This window comes from Pilosibacter rotomagensis (genome assembly GCF_045062245.2).
Classification (GTDB): Bacteria; Bacillota; Clostridia; order Lachnospirales; family Lachnospiraceae; genus Pilosibacter.
This window is the reverse complement of the sequence record NZ_CM170323.1, coordinates 2,890,188-2,906,334: the sequence shown is the minus strand read 5'-3', so window position 1 is coordinate 2,906,334 and position 16,147 is coordinate 2,890,188. Positions and strand designations below refer to the sequence as shown.

Here is a 16,147-nt window from a genome sequence, read left to right as displayed (position 1 = left end):
TTTATGCATAAAAGTGCCTGAATCATCCTATAGAAACGATAGGAAAAAGCGTTCCAGGATTGACAAGAATCGCAAAATCATGGATAATAATCCGAAGAACGCTGTTGGGTGCGTGCAGGAATTTTCTGAACAGAAGATTCCGTAAACGATTCCGCACAATACAGCAACGGCCGCAGCGTTTGCCGGTTTAGAACGCAAAGCAAAACTGCGGAGAGAAAATCTGGAAGGAAATATGTCATGGGACAGTGGAATGAATACCTGGAAGTTCTGGCATCCAAGGCACCGACTCCGGGAGGCGGAAGCGCAGCGGCGGTTTACGGCGCTGTCGGAACAGCCCTCGGCGAGATGGTGGGAAACCTGACGACAGGGAAAAAGAAATTTGCAATATATGAGGAAGAGATCCAGAAGATCCTTGTACGATTACAGGAAGCGAGAATGGATTTCATCCGTCTCGAGAAGGCGGACGAGCAGGCGTTTGAGCCGCTTTCGGAGGTTTACCGCATGAAGGCGGAGACGGACGAGGAGAAAAAAGCAAAGGAAGAGCGGATGGAAGAGTGCCTGAAAGCTGCTGCGCAGGTTCCGATGGAAGTCATGGAGCGGGCGGTCAGCGTGATGGATGATATCGAGTTCCTGGCATTGAACGGCAGCCGGCTTGCGGTCAGCGACGCCGGAGTCGGGATCCAGGGAATCCGTTCGGCGCTTCTCGGCGCGGTCATGAGCGTGTATATCAATACGAAGATGATGAAGGACCGGGAGTATGCCGAAGCAGTGAAACAGCAGGCGGAACTTCTTATAAAGAAGGGAACGGAACAGGCAGACCGGATCTACGAGATTGTGTTAAAGGCGGTAAGAGGATGATTACATTAAAGGGAGCAGAGGTTTCTGCAAAGATCAAGGAACAGGTTCTTTCCATGAACCAGGAATTAAACGGATATGTGCCGACAGCGGCCATCGTCCGGATCGGGGAGCGCCCGGATGACCTCTCCTACGAGAGAAATGTCATGAAACGCATTGCGGCATATGGAATGGAATCGAAGTCTTTTGCATATCCGGCGGATATCAGCGAGGAAGAGTTCTTTGCGGAATTCCAGAAGATCAATGATGATGAGACGATCGACGGGATCCTGTTATTCCGTCCGCTTCCGAAGCACATCAATGAAAAGCGCGCCGAGGCGATGATCCGTCCGGAAAAGGATCTCGACGGGATCTGCGCGGTCAATACGGCAAAGGTGTTTGCCGGTGAGAAAGATGGATTTGCTCCGTGTACGGCGGAGGCGGTTATTGAGGTCCTGAAGGCATTCGACCTTCCGATCACCGGAAAACGCGCGGTGATCGTGGGACGCAGCATGGTAGTCGGACGTCCGCTGTCCATGCTGATGTTAAAGGAAAATGCGACGGTGACGATCTGCCATACGAAGACCGAGAATCTGAAGGCTGTCTGCAAGGAGGCGGATATCCTCGTTGCGGCAGCAGGAAAGGCGAAGATGCTGGATGCGTCATTCTTAAAAGAGGGAGCTGTCCTCATCGATGTCGGGATCAATGTGGATGAGAACGGAAAACTCTGCGGAGACGTCCTCTGGGATGGTCTGGAAGAAAAGGCATCCGCGGCGACACCGGTGCCGGGCGGCGTCGGTGCTGTGACGACGGCAGTGCTGGCGAAACATCTGGCGCAGGCGGCGTGCAGGAAGAGAAAATAAACGTAGGACCGACAGCACGAGGTCTCGCGCAGGCGCGGACTTTGGCTCGTTGTTCGTGTAAATAAAAAATGGAAAAAATTCTCATTTTTCCGCATAAAGCGGCATAAATAAAGGAAAGAGGACCACCGACCCAGCACATCGGCGGTCCTCTTTTCTTGACAGAATTTTGGATAAGAGGTAGGATATTACTACAAAAGGGTTAGCAATAACTAACCATGTGCTTGTTCAAAAAGCAAATTGCATTTTCTGCACGGCAGAATGAAACAAAAGGTGTGCTGAGGCAGATCGTATTTCATGCACGCGAATCTCACAAATTCTTTTCTGACAGATAGGATAGGCAGGGGAGAAGATCTGCGAACGAATGGATAAAGGACAGTGTGTGCAATCCGAAATGCAGTTATGAAAACATGGGTTAGCTGAAACTAATTTCAATACCAGGGATGGTGCGGAAAGGAGAAAGGTCATGAAAAAGCAGAAAACGCTTGCAGTTCTGTTAAGTGCGGCGATGGTTGCCGGAGCGATTCCGACAGCAGCGCTTGCGGAAGTGGTGGGAAGTAATTCTGATTCCGGTGTGAAGGCAGCGGAGATGAGTGAAGATCAGGAGATTGAGGAACAGAATGAAAATTCTGAGGATGAAACTGGTCCCAGATATGTATTGATGAATGTGCCGTATGATGAGGTATATAGGAATGACATTAAAAATGATAAAAAAGTAGATGCTGTCTCATCTGCGACAATGAAAAAAACGAAAAAAAAGACTGTAGTAAATGGCACTTATCATTCAAATGATGGAAGCGAGATCAAAGGAGCGATCATTCCGGTAAAGGTAGATAATTTGTCTCTTTTAAATGGATTTAAGAGGGTTTCAGCGTCCAATGCGGAAAAGGTTACTGTCGCCTCGGCAAGTGATTCTACCTATAATGATAATCTGTTTGATGAGGAAGATGACTATACATATGCTGTACTTCCGAAAGGTTATACGCCGAAGGTTTATAAGGAACTAATAGAGTTTGATGAGAATGGAAAGCCGGAATTCAGTAAGTTCCAGGGTGAGGAACAGGAAGTCGATACTACTGCAACGATCGTTGCCTGCTCCGGACGGTACCAGCCTGGAAAGAAAGAAAACAAGTCATATCATGGCGACTATGAGATTACGATTCAGGATTATCAGGAGCTGATTGCGTCTTCCAGCAACGCAGTCTATGAGGTGGTTTTAGATACGGATAAGGGGGACAGCTACGGGCTTCGCCTTCTTGAAAACACATTCCTTAGAAAAGGAGAGTTGGGATTCTCAACCGGTTTCACAACAAAGAGCAAAGGCTGCGATTTGAAGCCGGATCATTATAAATCGCTTATCGGAAAAACGATCACCGGAATCCGCTTCGTAACGGAAAATGGAATTTTTGTGATCCAGACAGAACTGAAGGTCGAGGAACAGGAAATTTATGCGCTGATGAATATTCCGTATGACGAGCTTTACAAGAATGATCTGAAGCAGAATGAGATTCCGGTGGATGCGATGACATCTGCAACGTATCAGAAGACACGTACAAAATCACTATCGAATGGATCTTACCATAAGAATTCAGACGGATCAAAGATCGACGGAGTTACATTCCCGGTTAAACTGAAGGTAAATTCTGATGCGGACCTTGAGGGACTGACCCACGTGGGAGATTATAGTAAGGAACTGACGATCACGACAACCCTTCGCGGAAAACAGCAGACAAACACATACAAAGGAAGAGACACCTTATTTGAGAACGATACCTATGCGTATTATGTTTTAAGCCCGGAGGAAAAACCGGACTTTTATAAAGAAGTTACCGTTGGAAAAGATGGAAATTTTGAGTTCTCTGAGACAAAATTCCAGGATGGAAAGTCCGCTGAAAAATCAAAAGCAACCGCAGAGATCACGACAAAGACGACACGCGGAGATTACCAGATCAATGTGAGCGGACTTGACGAGTCTGTGACAAACAGTTCGATCTATGAAGTGATTCTTGAGACAAAGGACGGAAAGAGCTATGGTCTCCGCCATCTCGAAAATATCTGGCGCGGAAACGAGCTTGGAATTTACACCGGATATACAAAAGAGAGCCATGGCGTCGATGCCAGCGTGGAGCCGTACAAGGATATCATGGGAAAGACCATCGATAAGATCACATACCTCACAAGCGCAGGCGCTTATGAGATCGACACGGATCTTTATGTACCGATGAAGGATGGCACACAGGCTGAAGTGGCTGACGGAAAGTCTGGAAACGGATCTGTCGCTGTTACGGTGAAACTTCCGGAAAGATTTGATCCGGAGTATCAGGTCACGGGACTGAAGACATCCTTTGCAGACGGAGCGCTCACTTATACAGACGCAATGCCTGGAAAGTATACCCTTACAATCTCTGATAAGAATAAAAAGTGGGCCGATATCGAGGCAGATTTTGTACTCAGCAGCGATACGAATCCTGCATACTATAACAGGGATTACAGTGCACCGGCAGTCATCAAAAAAGGCTCTGCAGATGCAGCTGATTTCGCGAACTACTTAAAGAATATCACAAAGGTATCGGTCAACGGTAAGGAATATGCGGCATCCGGAAAAGGCGCTGCGGTGATCGTAAAGAGTGACGGAACGATCGATCTTGCAAACAGCAGTGTATTTGATGGCAAAGAGCCGTATACGGTCGTTGTAACATCCACAGGATATCCGGATCTGACTTTCGAGATCAAGCAAGTGACTTACGACAGCAGTGATTCGGATAGCGGAGAATCAGGAGAACCGGCAGGCTCTTCTTCAAAGAAGAAAAATACATCTGCTTCTGATGGAATGACGGCAGGAAGCTGGAGCCAGGATGCAGCGGGAAACTGGTACTTTAAGAATGCCGCAAACGGAAAGAATCTTGTATCTGCATGGGCACATATTGAGAATCCATATGCAGGCGCAGGACAGCCGAAGGATTCCTGGTTCCATTTCGATGCAAATGGTGTCATGCAGACAGGCTGGTTTAAAGATAGCGATGGAAGATGGTACTTCTTTTATCCGGTTTCTGACAGCACACTTGGAAGAATGATGACCGGATGGAACTGGATCAAAGGAAATGACGGCAAGCTTCGCTGCTATTATTTCGAGGAGATCTCCAACGGACACCGCGGAGCCATGTATTCCGGAACGACAACTCCGGACGGTTATACGGTTGATGCGGACGGTGCATGGACAGTAAACGGAATCGTTGTGACAAGATAAAAATTGGCATGTAAAAGCCGGTATAAAAACCTCCTGATCATGGAATCCTAAGGGAAACATGGTTTCAGGAGGTTTTTTATATGTGGGGAATTCTGGTGGCACTGCTTTCGGGAGCGCTTATGAGTCTGCAGGGGATTTTTAACACGGAGGTGACGAAGCAGAGCAGCATCTGGGCGGCAGCAGGATGGGTGCAGATGACGGCGCTTGTGACCTGCGTGGTCTTATATTTCGTTACCGGACGCGGGGAAATCTGGGGGATGTTTTCCATTGACCGGAAGTACATGCTGCTTGGCGGTGTCATGGGCGCATTTATTACCTGGACCGTGATCAAAAGTATGGACGGCCTGGGTCCGGCAAAGGCGACACTGCTCATCGTTGTGACCCAGATCCTGGTCTCCTATGTGGCGGAGGTATTTGGTCTCTTCGGTGTCGAGAAAGCGGCGTTTGAGTGGAGAAAACTTATCGGTGCTGTTCTGGCGATTGCGGGGATCGTGGTGTTTCGGTGGTAGCGCGACGCAAGATATCCTGAAAACAATATGAAAATTTTAAAACGATAGCGCGAGAAGTTTAAAAAAATTAAATATATGGTTTAAAAATTATAAAAACATATTGACAAAATAGGAAATGAAGGGTATGATAGCGCCATCGGATTTGAACAGGAAGTTCAGACGATGAGGAAACACAGGACTGCGGGATGACGGCGGTCGGAAAGGAGATACAGGTATGGGAAATGCTGGAAGAATTGATATGAACAATATGTGTTGTTGCTGTTGCATGTGTATTTCCGGGCGTTTTTTACGGCCAGGAGCTTTGCTGTGCGGTCATGTACCTGTATACAGAAAATAGTTTCCTGTTAATGCCAGAAAATGCGCCCGGAAGTGTAAACGCTTCCGGGTTTTTTATTTGGGAGGAAGAAACATTGATCCAGATCGAACATGTAAGCAAAACCTTTTCAGGGAAATACGGAACCGTCCACGCGCTGGACGATGTGAGTATCCATGTGGAAAAAGGTGATATCTGCGGCATCATCGGATTTTCCGGAGCCGGAAAGTCTACGCTGATCCGCCTGGTAAATGGCCTTGAAACGGCAGACAGCGGAAAAGTCACAGTCTGTGGAAAGGAGCTTTCCACACTGAAAAAGCCGGAACTCAGAACATTAAGAAGAAAGATCGGAATGGTTTTCCAGCAGTTTAATCTCCTGGAGTCTAAGACGGTATACCATAACATTGCACTTCCGCTGATCTTAGCAAAAACTCCGAAAGCGGAGATCGATAAGAAGGTCATGGAAGTATTAAAGATCGTTGAACTGGAAGATAAGAAAGATACCTATATCAGCCAGCTGTCCGGCGGACAGAAACAGCGTGTCGGGATTGCGAGAGCGCTGACGACCGACCCGGAGCTTCTCCTTTGCGACGAGGCGACAAGTGCCCTGGATCCGCAGACGACAGAGTCGATCTTAAAGCTTTTAAAGCGGATCAACCGGGAGATGGGCGTCACGATCCTTCTCATCACACACCAGATGCAGGTCGTTCAGATGATCTGCAACAAGGTAGCCGTCATGGAGAGCGGAAAGATCGTGGAATCCGGAAGTGTTATTGAGGTATTCGGATCTCCTAAGATGCCGGTCACAAAGCGGTTTGTCCAGACGGTCATCCGTGACCAGATCCCGGACAGTATCGTGAGTCTCGTAAAGGAACAGAAAGAAAATTTCCGCATCGAACGCCTGAAATTCATCGGTTCCAGCGTGAAACGTCCGGTGATCTCCGATATCTGCAAGACGGACGGCGTCGTGGTCAATATCCTCGGCGCAGCGGTCCAGGAACTGGAAGACAGCGTTATGTGCGTCTTTATCTTACAGCTCATCGGTGACGATGAGAGTATCCGGAAAGCGGAAGAGCAGATCGATAAAAACGGCGTCTTAAGAGAACGGATGGAGGTGGAGTAAGATGGAAGAACTCATGAAAACAAAGATCTTTAAGGTCACAGTGGAACGTCTCCTGTTAAATGGAGGACAGACTCTCTACATGGTCGGCTGGTCGCTCCTTGTTGGAACGATCATCGGTATGATCCTGGCCCTGATCCTGGTCCTCTGCAGAAAAGGCGGACTTGCGGAGAACCGGCCGTTATACTGGATCGTGAGCGCTTATATCAATGTGGTGCGAAGCATTCCGTTCGTAATTTTGCTTGTAACGATCATGCCGATCACACGCGCGATCGTCGGAACAACGATCGGAAGTACGGCGGCGCTGGTCCCGTTAGTTGTTTACATAAGTCCGTATCTTGCAAGACTGATGGAAAACAGCCTGCTTGAGATCAATCCGGGAATCCTGGAGGCGGCTGAGGCCATGGGTGCGACAACCTGGCAGGTCATCCGCTATTTCCTGGTTCCGGAAACCCTGGGTTCCATGGTGCTTGCACTTACAACAGGAACCATCGGACTTCTCGGAGCATCCGCGATGGCTGGTTATGTCGGCGGAGGTGGAGTCGGTGACCTGGCGCTGACATATGGTTATGAGAAGATGAACACCCCGCTCATGATCCTCACGGTCGTGATCCTGGTCGTTCTGGTACAGCTGTTGCAGATTCTTGGAAATACGATTTCCGGAAAGTTAAGACAACATAAATAAAAGAAGAGGAGAGAAAGAATTATGAGAAAAGTGATTGCAGGAGTACTGATGGGAGCGGCAGTTTTAAGCCTTGCCGCATGCGGAAAGACAGAGACAGCAGCTACAACAGCGGCACAGGCTGCTGAGAGCCAGGACACACAGGCAGACAGCACAGAGGCAGCAGCGGACACCACCGGCGACAAGAAAGAGATCGTCTATGGTAAGTCCCAGGGACCGTACACAGAGCTTTTTGAGGCGGCGATCGTTCCGATCCTCGAGAAAGAGGGATATACCGTAAATGGAGTTGACTTCTCCGACCTTCAGACAGCAGATATCGGACTGAATGACGGCGACGTCGATGTCAACGTAGAGCAGCACATTGCATATATGGAAAACTTCAACGCGAACTATAATGCGGATCTCGTTGCATTAAGCCCGATCCCGACAGTACCGGCAGGCGTATATTCCGCAAAATATAAGTCTGTCGATGAGATCCCGGACGGAGCAAAGGTTGCAGTTCCGAATGACGCATCCAACACCGCAAGATGCTACCTGATGCTTCAGAAGATCGGCTGGATCAAGCTTGCTGATGATGTGGATCCGTCCGCAGTAACCCAGGATGACATCGTTGAGAACCCGCACAACATCGAGTTCACAGAGATGAAGAGCTTAACGATCCCGGCAGCAATTCAGGACTTTGACTATGTAGCGATCACCGGCAGCGTTGTATATAACGCAGGCATCGACCCGTCCACAGCACTTGCAACTGAGGATATCCAGGATCATCTTGTTCTTCAGGTTGTTGTAAAGGAAGAGAACAGGGATGCTGAGTGGGCAAAAGCGATCGTGGATGCTTATCATTCCGACGAGTTCAAGCAGTACATGGAAGAGAACAACGATGGATTATGGTGGATCCCGGACGAGTTAAAGTAAGATTTAAGTTTGGAATTGATCGAGAAAAACTGATAGGGTGAGAATGAGCCAGGGGCGCATGTGAATGTGGTTCCTGGTTCATTTGTTTACGAAAAAATATCTCCGACACGGAAAAAATCTGGTGTCGGAGATATTTTTGTTTAAGGAAAATTCTGATGGAACATCCTGATAATCAAAGAAAATTATGTGTCAATGCGCACTCGCGTAAAGCTTGAGATTGTCGCAAACGACTGCTCCAGAAACCTGGATGTGTCAATATTTTTAGTTACCTTCTGTGGTCTGCAGCATCCGTGTGACTTTTTTCACACAATAGAAGCAGGTCGGAGCGATATAGCAGCAGGCAGCAACCCAGGCGGTCTGGTCGGCAAAGCAGATCGCGTTATAGCCGAATTGACCGACAAAGCAGAGGCTGACGATTGTGCGGGCGAACATCTCTGTCACTCCGGAGAAAAATGCTCTTCCGGAATATCCGAGTCCCTGCGTCACCATTCTGGTGATGTTTAAGATCCCGAGTGTCCAGTAAAAGAATCCCATGCAGCGCAGATACTGGGCGGAGGCGTCGAGAACACCTGCGGCATCTTTGCTCACAAAGATCATGGAGAGCGGACGTCCGAAGAAGATCAGGATCAATCCTGCGAAGACTCCGTAGCCAATCCCGAGGGCGATTCCCTCTTTCAGACCTTTTTTGATGCGGGCTGACTGACCGGCGCCGAGGTTCTGGCTGCAGAAGACGGAAACAGCGGTTCCGATCGCGTCGAACGGACACAGGGTGAACTGTTTTAGCTTCACACCTGCGGTAAAGCCGGAGACATAGTCACCGCCGAGTCCGTTGTTTGCGGACTGCATGACCATGCTGCCGATCGCCGTGATGGAAAACTGGAGCCCGGTCGGGAGTCCCATCTGGAGAAGTTCTGTGATCGCGTCTTTTTTGATCACACGGTTTTCTTTCGAAAGCCATAAGATCTTCATGCGCCGGATAATGACGAACAGGCAGAGAATTCCGCTGATCGCTTGGGATGCGATCGTTGCGAAGGCAGCTCCGGCACATCCCCACTTTGCGACAACGATGAAAAAGAGATCCAGAAAGATATTGAGCACCGCGGAGAATGCCAGGAAGATGAACGGTGTACGGCTGTCACCGACTGCGCGCAGGATACTCGATAAGTAATTGTAGAGCAGGGTGAACGGGATCCCGAGGAAAATGATCATCAGATAGATATATGCGTTTGCGTAGATATCGCTCTGGACAGAAAGCATGTGCAGGATCCACGGACACAGAACAGCGCAGAGCGTGGTCACGATGACTGCAATCACTGCGGTGAGGATTGCTCCGTTGAAGATAAAATCTTTCATGCGTTTGTGGTCGCCGGCGCCGAAATATTTTGCGACCGGAATGCCGAAACCGGTACAGCTTCCCATACAGAAGCCGAGGACGAGGAACTGGACGCTGGTGCTGGCCCCGACACTCGCGAGTGCCTGTGCGCCGAGTAACTGTCCGACGATCGCGGCGTCGATGATGTTGTATGTCTGCTGCAGGAGGTTGCCGACTAAGAGGGGCAGTGCGAACTGCAGCATGGACTTTAGAGGACTGCCCTTGATCATGGAAGTTGCCATGTAGAGATTACCTTCTTTCGAAATGGGAAATTTTTTGATAAAACGAACGTGAATTATCTTATCATAGAGAGGAAAAATTGTATACAGGCATATGCGACAAAATGTAGGTGGAATTTGGGTGGGGATTTTTGCTGTTTTTTAGAGGAACCAGATTCTCGAATCAAGGCACTCCTGTTCGGCTCCTCACCGCTAGGGATTGGTGGGACGAATAGTAAACTTTAACGTGAAAATGGTTGACATCTGGCAGAATCTACCATATAATTGTAAACTATAACGTAACAAAAGAGTTTACAATCAAACTTGGGCAGATGTGAGAGAAATGAGAAAAATCCTACAAAAAAAGTGGGAAAATCTGCTCTGGAATTACAACGAAATAATACATCTGCTGACTGTAAAAGAGGTTTGCGGCAGGCAGGATAAGATCAGGAAAAGGAGAACATTATGGACGCACTGACACTGGCACAGGAGATTATCGACGGAAGAAGAATCACAAGAGAGGATGACCTGAATTTCTTTCTGACATGCGATCTGAAGGAGCTCTGTGAGGGAGCAGACCGGATCCGCAAGGCATGTGTGGGAGATAAGGTAGACCTTTGTTCTATTATCAACGGACGGAGCGGACGATGTCCAGAGGATTGCAAGTACTGCGCACAGTCTGCTCATCATCATACAAACTGCGAAGTTTATGATTTCCTTCCGGAGGAAGAGATCGTGAAGATGTGCCGTGTCAATGAGGCGGAAGGTGTTGACCGTTTCTCTATCGTGACATCCGGAAAGGCACTGACCGGAGAAGAGTTTGAGAAAGCGATCCATGCTTATGAGACGATGAAGAAGGAATGTAAGATCGACCTCTGCGCATCCATGGGATTTGTGAGTGCGGAGCAGCTCCACAGACTTCACGAGGCTGGTGTTACAAGCTATCATCACAATATTGAGACATCCAGAAGAAATTTCCCGAACATCTGCACGACGCATACTTATGATATGAAGATCAATACTTTAAAGATGATCAAGGCGGAAGGAATGTGTGCATGTTCCGGCGGTATCATCGGAATGGGAGAGACCTGGGAGGACCGTCTCGACATGGCGGTAAGCCTTGCAGAGCTTGGAATCGATTCCATCCCGTTAAATGCACTGATGCCGATCTCGGGAACTCCGCTTGAGCATTTGGAGCGCATCTCCGAGGATGATATTCTCCGCACGGTTGCGTTCTTCCGCTACATCAACCCGGAGGCAAACATCCGTCTTGGAGCAGGCCGCGCACTTCTCACAAACGACGGCGAGACCGCATTCAAGTCCGGAGCATCCGCGACGATCACAGGAAATATGCTGACAACGGTTGCATGTGCGACGATCCGCAGTGACAAGAAGATGTTAGAGGATCTTGGAAGAAATGTGACACCGGAGTATATGAAATAATACCGGGATCAGGAGATTGGAATCATACGTTGTCCAAAAGTAGAAAGTACAGATTAGAAAAGGCTGCCCTGCATTATGTGCGGGCAGCCTTTTGAGCTATCAAGGAAAGTTCTTTTTCACAGCACCAGTAATCCACACCATGATATACACATTCACCGACCATGGAAAACTGCAGCTTTCGGTACGCGCGGAGCGCCTTTTCGTTCGTCTTTGCGACGAGATAATGGGCGGAACGAAAACCACGCCTTTTGGCTTCCTCCATAGCGCAGGTAAAAAGCCTTCCGGCAATCCCGCGGCCCTGATAATCCAGGGAAACAGCGACCCGGGCAAATTCAACGGACGGAACGAGTTCTTTCGACCAGCAGTCCAGGATATCGGTCTCCGGATCGGCGTCGAAGGAGATCACTCCGGCGAGATCATGCCCGGTCGTTGTCTTTAAACAGAACAGGGAATTTCTGGCGAGATCGAAACGGATCGTATCAGCAGACGGATAGTCATCCGTCCAGGCGCAGAATTCTCTGCCGATGTGGGACCGGTAGAGGGAAAGGATCGCGGATGCATCATCCGGGAGCGCAGGTGAAAAGAAAAATTGTTTCACAATTCCGTTTACGGAGATCAGAATCTCCTGATCCTGGATCAAATTCATGGACAATGCTCCTTTACCCTGCCATGATCTCACTCAGTGTTTTCACAAAGAAGATCATGAGGACCACCAGCATCAGCGGTTTTACGAATTTTGCACCGCCTTTATCGAAACACTTTGCACCGAGATAGTTTCCTGCGATACTGAACAGGCCGGCGGTAAGACCGAGGAGAAAAATCACCTTGCCATTCATCAGGTAGACCGCCAGCGCAGTCAGATTTGTTGTCAGGTTGATCGCTTTTGTGATCCCGTTCGCCTCCTTGAGGCCCATGTGGGCGACTCCTGTGAGGAGAAGCAGAAGGAATGTTCCTGTTCCAGGACCGTAAAAGCCGTCATAGATGCCGATGACAAAGGCGATAAATGCGCTGAAGAGGATCATTTTGCGGAGCGGGAATGCCTCTTTTTCTCCGATGAACGGTTTTCCGAACATGAGGTAGAGAGCGGTACACGGCAGGATCACAAGGATCAGGCGTTTAAAGTAGTAATCATCTAACCGAAGGGCAAGCTTTGCGCCGATAGAAGAGCCGATCAGAGCAGTGATGATACAGAGAACTGCGTTCTTCCAGGCAATGTAGCCGTTTTTTGCATATTTTGCAGTTGCGATCAGAGTTCCCATGCCGGAGCTCAGCTTATTCGTTCCAATCGCGAAGTGGACCGGAAAACCTGCGATCAGATAGGCAGGAAGCGAGATCAGACCGCCGCCTCCGGCTACCGCGTCGACAAATCCGGCGAGAAATACGAGCGGGCAGATGATCAGAAAGTGGATCAGATGTAATTCCATAGCAGTAATTCCCCTTAGAAAGTAAATATTGTAGATCTTTCGCCAAATATAGCATAAAATGTCTTGAAATGCAATGAAGGAAAATGACAGAAGAAAACCCTCTTGCTTTTGCCTTTATGATTCGGTAAAATAGAATCAGGCAGAACGATCCCCCCTGAAGATTCAGGAGGGAAACATATGAAAGATAATAAGAAGAAAATTCTGGCGGCTGCGGCTTTCCTGATCGCAGCCGGACTTGTGTTTGGCATGTCTAAAAAGGAGAACGGGATTCGGGAGCTGGATGATTCCGGGGCGGTCGTCATGAGCGGGTCAATGCAGGAACTTATGGGATCCGAAGGGAAACGCGATGCTGAGAAAAATACGAAGTTGAGCACGGATTCATCAATCCCTGACGGAGAAAAAAATCCGCAGACTGAAAGTGAGAGCGGCGTCGGGGAATCCCGGGAAGCCGGAAATGAAACCGGGACGGGGAAAAGTCCTTCAGAAACGCAGGTGGAAGTGGATAACTCGAAGGCAGCAGGGATCTATGTGTATATCTGCGGAGAGGTTGCAAATCCCGGCGTGTATGAGCTTTCCGAGGACAGCCGGATCTACGAGGCGGTGGATGCCGCAGGCGGATTTACGGAGAATGCGGCGCGTGAGAGCATCAACCTCGCGTCGAAGGTCAGTGACGGGATGCAGATCACGATCTATAATAAGGAAGAAGCTGCATCGCTTCCGGCAGGCGGTACGTCAGCAGGTAAAAATTCCGGGCAGGATCAGATGTCGGGATCTTCTTCACTTGTCAACCTGAATACAGCGACGAAAGAGGAACTGATGACCTTAAAGGGCATCGGGGAGTCGAAGGCGGAGGATATCATCCGCTACCGCGAAAAGAGCGGGGGATTTAAGAAGATCGAAGATATCATGAAGATCTCCGGGATCAAGGAAGCTGGATTCCAGAAGATCAAAGACAGTATTACAGTATAGTATAACTGAAAAAACATCATAAAGAGAGACAGCAGATCAGAAAAACAGGTTTGCGGATCCTGCATTGGGAAGGGAAAAATGGCAGATCCGGTTACAGGGATTGATGAGAGCTGTTATCGATCACAGCATAACATGGAGGAGTAAGATGGCAAGAGTTCTGGTAGTTGATGATGAAAAACTGATCGTGAAGGGAATCCGCTTCAGTCTGGAACAGGATGGATATGAGGTGGACTGCGCCTACGACGGCGATGAGGCGATCGAGAGGGCAAAAGAGCGGGAGTACGATGTGGTACTTCTGGACGTCATGCTTCCGGGACACGATGGATTTGAGGTCTGCCAGACGATCCGGGAATTTTCCGAGATGCCGATCATCATGCTGACGGCAAAGGGAGACGATATGGATAAGATCCTGGGTCTGGAGTACGGAGCGGATGATTATATCACGAAACCGTTCAATATTCTTGAGGTAAAAGCGCGGATCAAGGCGATCATCCGGAGAAATAATAAGAAGAACGGCGGCGCGAAACGCCAGGAATCGAGTGTGGTGACAGAAGGCGACTTAAAGCTCGACAGAGAGAGCCGCAGAGTCTTCATCAAGGACAAGGAGATCAACCTGACTGCGAAGGAATTCGATCTTCTGGAACTTCTTGTCACGAATCCGAACAAGGTCTACAGCCGTGAGACGCTGTTAGAGTACGTATGGGGCAATAAGGCCATGGTAAACGGAGATGTTCGCACCGTGGACGTACATGTGAGAAGACTCCGCGAAAAGATCGAACCAAGCCCGAGCGACCCCAAATACGTCCACACCAAGTGGGGCGTGGGGTACTTCTTTCGCGCATAGCGATGTCCGTGCATAGCAATGAGCAGTGCAGGGACAGCTCGTATAATTTTTGCGTTGTGCTTGCACAAAAGCAAAAATTATACGAGCTGGACCTATAGGGCGAATGCCCGCGAGCCCTGAGTCGGGGCTTGCCCCGATTCAGGGCTCCCACTGCGGAGTAAGCAGCAAGAAAGCGTTGTGCTTGCACAAAAGCAAAAATTATACGAGCTGGACCTATAGGGCGAATGCCCGCGAGCCCTGAGTCGGGGCTTGCCCCGATTCAGGGCTCCCACTGCGGAGTAAGCAGCAAGAAAGCGTTGTGCTTGCACGAAAATTATGCGGCCCAGCCAACAAATTTAAGTTGTATCAAAAAGGAGAAAAACATCTATGACATACACAATTCGCCCGGTCCGTCCGTCGGACCTTGCGGCAGTCACCGAGGTGGAGGCGATCTGCTTTCCTGCCGCGGAGGCAGCGACCGGAGAATCTTTTAAAGCCCGTATTGTGGCATTCCCGGAATGCTTTTTCGTTGCGGAATCAGAGGGAAAGATCATCGGCTTCATCAACGGCTGTGCCACGGATTCTAAAACGATCTGTGACGAGATGTACGAAAATTCCGCCTGCCACAAGACGGATGGAGCATACCAGTCCATCTTCGGTCTGGACGTGCTCCCGGATTACCAGCGTCAGGGGATCGCGGCAGATCTCATGAACCACATGATCGGGGATGCGAAAAATAAGGGAAGAAAAGGTCTGATCCTCACATGCAAGGACCGCCTGATCCACTATTATGCGAAATTCGGATATAAAAATATGGGCGTGTCCGAGTCTGTCCACGGCGGGGCAGTCTGGTATGACATGATCCTGGAATTCGGAGCGCAGGAATCATGAAGATCACACTGATCACGGTCGGAAAGATCAAGGAAAAATTCTTCCAGGATGCGATTGCGGAATATTCCAAACGCTTGAGCCGGTACTGCAAGCTGGAGATCATCCAGGTTGCGGATGAGAAGACGCCGGACGGTGCCAGCGAGGCAGTGGAGACGCAGATCAAAGAAAAAGAAGGCGAACGGATCCTTTCCAATATCAAGGACGGAAGTTTTGTCGTTGCTCTCGCGATCAATGGAAATATGCTGGATTCTGAGGAGCTTGCGGCAAAAATAGAAAAATGGGGTGTGTCCGGGATCAGTCAGATCGTGTTTATCATCGGCGGATCGTTGGGTCTTTCAAACCAGGTCCTGGTACGGGCCGATTACAAGCTGAGCTTTTCAAAGATGACATTCCCGCACCAGCTCATGCGGGTCATTCTTCTGGAGCAGATCTACCGGAGTTACCGGATCATTCAGGGAGAACCTTACCATAAATAGCGTGTATTTGTTACTTTTCACGGGGAGGATATTCCGAACCGAAAATTCCGC

The 16,147-nt window shown here is 49.1% G+C and carries 15 protein-coding genes; 12 read left to right on the top strand and 3 right to left on the bottom strand.

Annotated features, from left to right (window positions below):
• Nucleotides 1–237: 237 nt before the first annotated feature.
• The 7 genes from ACI3EW_RS12995 (at nucleotide 238) to ACI3EW_RS12965 (ending at nucleotide 8,480) form a co-directional block, all read left to right on the top strand.
• Nucleotides 238–858 carry a cyclodeaminase/cyclohydrolase family protein gene (locus tag ACI3EW_RS12995; RefSeq protein WP_405581145.1) on the top strand — a complete coding sequence of 207 codons (621 nt, stop codon included), beginning with the start codon at nucleotides 238–240 and terminating at the stop codon, nucleotides 856–858.
• Nucleotides 855–1,697, top strand: a complete 843-nt coding sequence (locus tag ACI3EW_RS12990; protein ID WP_405581148.1) for a bifunctional 5,10-methylenetetrahydrofolate dehydrogenase/5,10-methenyltetrahydrofolate cyclohydrolase — start codon at nucleotides 855–857, stop codon at nucleotides 1,695–1,697. The genes ACI3EW_RS12995 and ACI3EW_RS12990 overlap by 4 nt, the downstream gene beginning before the upstream one ends.
• 463 nt (nucleotides 1,698–2,160) lie before the next feature.
• Nucleotides 2,161–4,941, top strand: a complete 2,781-nt coding sequence (locus ACI3EW_RS12985; protein ID WP_405581151.1) for a hemoblobin-interacting domain-containing protein — start codon at nucleotides 2,161–2,163, stop codon at nucleotides 4,939–4,941.
• Between the two features lie 80 nt (nucleotides 4,942–5,021).
• Nucleotides 5,022–5,450, top strand: coding sequence for a DMT family transporter (locus ACI3EW_RS12980; RefSeq protein WP_142412276.1), 429 nt, complete (start codon nucleotides 5,022–5,024; stop codon nucleotides 5,448–5,450).
• 410 nt (nucleotides 5,451–5,860) lie between these two features.
• On the top strand, nucleotides 5,861–6,886 hold the full coding sequence (locus ACI3EW_RS12975) for a methionine ABC transporter ATP-binding protein (protein WP_405581155.1): 1,026 nt from the start codon (nucleotides 5,861–5,863) through the stop codon (nucleotides 6,884–6,886).
• Between the two features lies 1 nt (nucleotide 6,887).
• Nucleotides 6,888–7,568 (top strand): methionine ABC transporter permease, encoded by a 681-nt coding sequence (locus tag ACI3EW_RS12970; protein ID WP_182426564.1) that lies wholly within the window; start codon nucleotides 6,888–6,890, stop codon nucleotides 7,566–7,568.
• A 21-nt stretch (nucleotides 7,569–7,589) separates the two neighbouring features.
• The gene (locus ACI3EW_RS12965; RefSeq protein ID WP_405581158.1) at nucleotides 7,590–8,480 is read left to right on the top strand and encodes a MetQ/NlpA family ABC transporter substrate-binding protein; all 891 of its coding nucleotides are present in this window, start codon (nucleotides 7,590–7,592) and stop codon (nucleotides 8,478–8,480) included.
• A 261-nt stretch (nucleotides 8,481–8,741) separates the two neighbouring features.
• Here ACI3EW_RS12965 and ACI3EW_RS12960 read toward each other — a convergent pair whose 3' ends face one another.
• Nucleotides 8,742–10,094 carry an MATE family efflux transporter gene (locus ACI3EW_RS12960; protein WP_405581161.1) on the bottom strand — a complete coding sequence of 451 codons (1,353 nt, stop codon included), beginning with the start codon at nucleotides 10,092–10,094 and terminating at the stop codon, nucleotides 8,742–8,744.
• 441 nt (nucleotides 10,095–10,535) lie between these two features.
• Here ACI3EW_RS12960 and bioB point away from each other — a divergent pair, with 441 nt between their 5' ends.
• Nucleotides 10,536–11,513 carry a biotin synthase BioB gene (bioB, locus tag ACI3EW_RS12955; RefSeq protein ID WP_215703233.1) on the top strand — a complete coding sequence of 326 codons (978 nt, stop codon included), beginning with the start codon at nucleotides 10,536–10,538 and terminating at the stop codon, nucleotides 11,511–11,513.
• A gap of 73 nt (nucleotides 11,514–11,586) precedes the next feature.
• Here bioB and ACI3EW_RS12950 read toward each other — a convergent pair whose 3' ends face one another.
• Together ACI3EW_RS12950 and ACI3EW_RS12945 are read right to left on the bottom strand one after the other, a co-directional pair.
• A complete protein-coding gene (locus tag ACI3EW_RS12950) occupies nucleotides 11,587–12,159 on the bottom strand; it encodes a GNAT family N-acetyltransferase (RefSeq protein WP_405581164.1) in 573 nt (190 codons plus the stop codon).
• Between the two features lie 13 nt (nucleotides 12,160–12,172).
• The gene (locus tag ACI3EW_RS12945; protein ID WP_405581167.1) at nucleotides 12,173–12,937 is read right to left on the bottom strand and encodes a sulfite exporter TauE/SafE family protein; all 765 of its coding nucleotides are present in this window, start codon (nucleotides 12,935–12,937) and stop codon (nucleotides 12,173–12,175) included.
• Nucleotides 12,938–13,114: 177 nt separating this feature from the next.
• Between ACI3EW_RS12945 and ACI3EW_RS12940 the strand changes: the two genes are divergently transcribed.
• The 4 genes from ACI3EW_RS12940 (at nucleotide 13,115) to rlmH (ending at nucleotide 16,096) form a co-directional block, all read left to right on the top strand.
• Nucleotides 13,115–13,906 carry a helix-hairpin-helix domain-containing protein gene (locus ACI3EW_RS12940; protein WP_405581170.1) on the top strand — a complete coding sequence of 264 codons (792 nt, stop codon included), beginning with the start codon at nucleotides 13,115–13,117 and terminating at the stop codon, nucleotides 13,904–13,906.
• Between the two features lie 145 nt (nucleotides 13,907–14,051).
• Nucleotides 14,052–14,750, top strand: a complete 699-nt coding sequence (locus ACI3EW_RS12935; RefSeq protein ID WP_118298743.1) for a response regulator transcription factor — start codon at nucleotides 14,052–14,054, stop codon at nucleotides 14,748–14,750.
• 366 nt (nucleotides 14,751–15,116) lie between these two features.
• A complete protein-coding gene (locus ACI3EW_RS12930) occupies nucleotides 15,117–15,620 on the top strand; it encodes a GNAT family N-acetyltransferase (RefSeq protein WP_329752075.1) in 504 nt (167 codons plus the stop codon).
• Nucleotides 15,617–16,096, top strand: coding sequence for a 23S rRNA (pseudouridine(1915)-N(3))-methyltransferase RlmH (rlmH, locus tag ACI3EW_RS12925; protein WP_118298741.1), 480 nt, complete (start codon nucleotides 15,617–15,619; stop codon nucleotides 16,094–16,096). The genes ACI3EW_RS12930 and rlmH overlap by 4 nt, the downstream gene beginning before the upstream one ends.
• Nucleotides 16,097–16,147 lie beyond the last annotated feature (51 nt).

Excerpts from the sequence above, each read along its gene's own strand:
- ACI3EW_RS12965 (WP_405581158.1), top strand. The coding sequence starts at position 7,590 with ATGAGAAAAGTGATTGCAGGAGTACTGATGGGAGCGGCAGTTTTAAGC.
- rlmH (WP_118298741.1), top strand. The coding sequence starts at position 15,617 with ATGAAGATCACACTGATCACGGTCGGAAAGATCAAGGAAAAATTCTTC.
- ACI3EW_RS12980 (WP_142412276.1), top strand. The coding sequence starts at position 5,022 with ATGTGGGGAATTCTGGTGGCACTGCTTTCGGGAGCGCTTATGAGTCTG.
- bioB (WP_215703233.1), top strand. The coding sequence starts at position 10,536 with ATGGACGCACTGACACTGGCACAGGAGATTATCGACGGAAGAAGAATC.
- ACI3EW_RS12990 (WP_405581148.1), top strand. The coding sequence starts at position 855 with ATGATTACATTAAAGGGAGCAGAGGTTTCTGCAAAGATCAAGGAACAG.
- ACI3EW_RS12995 (WP_405581145.1), top strand. The coding sequence starts at position 238 with ATGGGACAGTGGAATGAATACCTGGAAGTTCTGGCATCCAAGGCACCG.
- ACI3EW_RS12930 (WP_329752075.1), top strand. The coding sequence starts at position 15,117 with ATGACATACACAATTCGCCCGGTCCGTCCGTCGGACCTTGCGGCAGTC.
- ACI3EW_RS12935 (WP_118298743.1), top strand. The coding sequence starts at position 14,052 with ATGGCAAGAGTTCTGGTAGTTGATGATGAAAAACTGATCGTGAAGGGA.
- ACI3EW_RS12970 (WP_182426564.1), top strand. The coding sequence starts at position 6,888 with ATGGAAGAACTCATGAAAACAAAGATCTTTAAGGTCACAGTGGAACGT.
- ACI3EW_RS12960 (WP_405581161.1), bottom strand. The coding sequence starts at position 10,094 with ATGGCAACTTCCATGATCAAGGGCAGTCCTCTAAAGTCCATGCTGCAG.
- ACI3EW_RS12945 (WP_405581167.1), bottom strand. The coding sequence starts at position 12,937 with ATGGAATTACATCTGATCCACTTTCTGATCATCTGCCCGCTCGTATTT.
- ACI3EW_RS12940 (WP_405581170.1), top strand. The coding sequence starts at position 13,115 with ATGAAAGATAATAAGAAGAAAATTCTGGCGGCTGCGGCTTTCCTGATC.
- ACI3EW_RS12985 (WP_405581151.1), top strand. The coding sequence starts at position 2,161 with ATGAAAAAGCAGAAAACGCTTGCAGTTCTGTTAAGTGCGGCGATGGTT.
- ACI3EW_RS12950 (WP_405581164.1), bottom strand. The coding sequence starts at position 12,159 with ATGAATTTGATCCAGGATCAGGAGATTCTGATCTCCGTAAACGGAATT.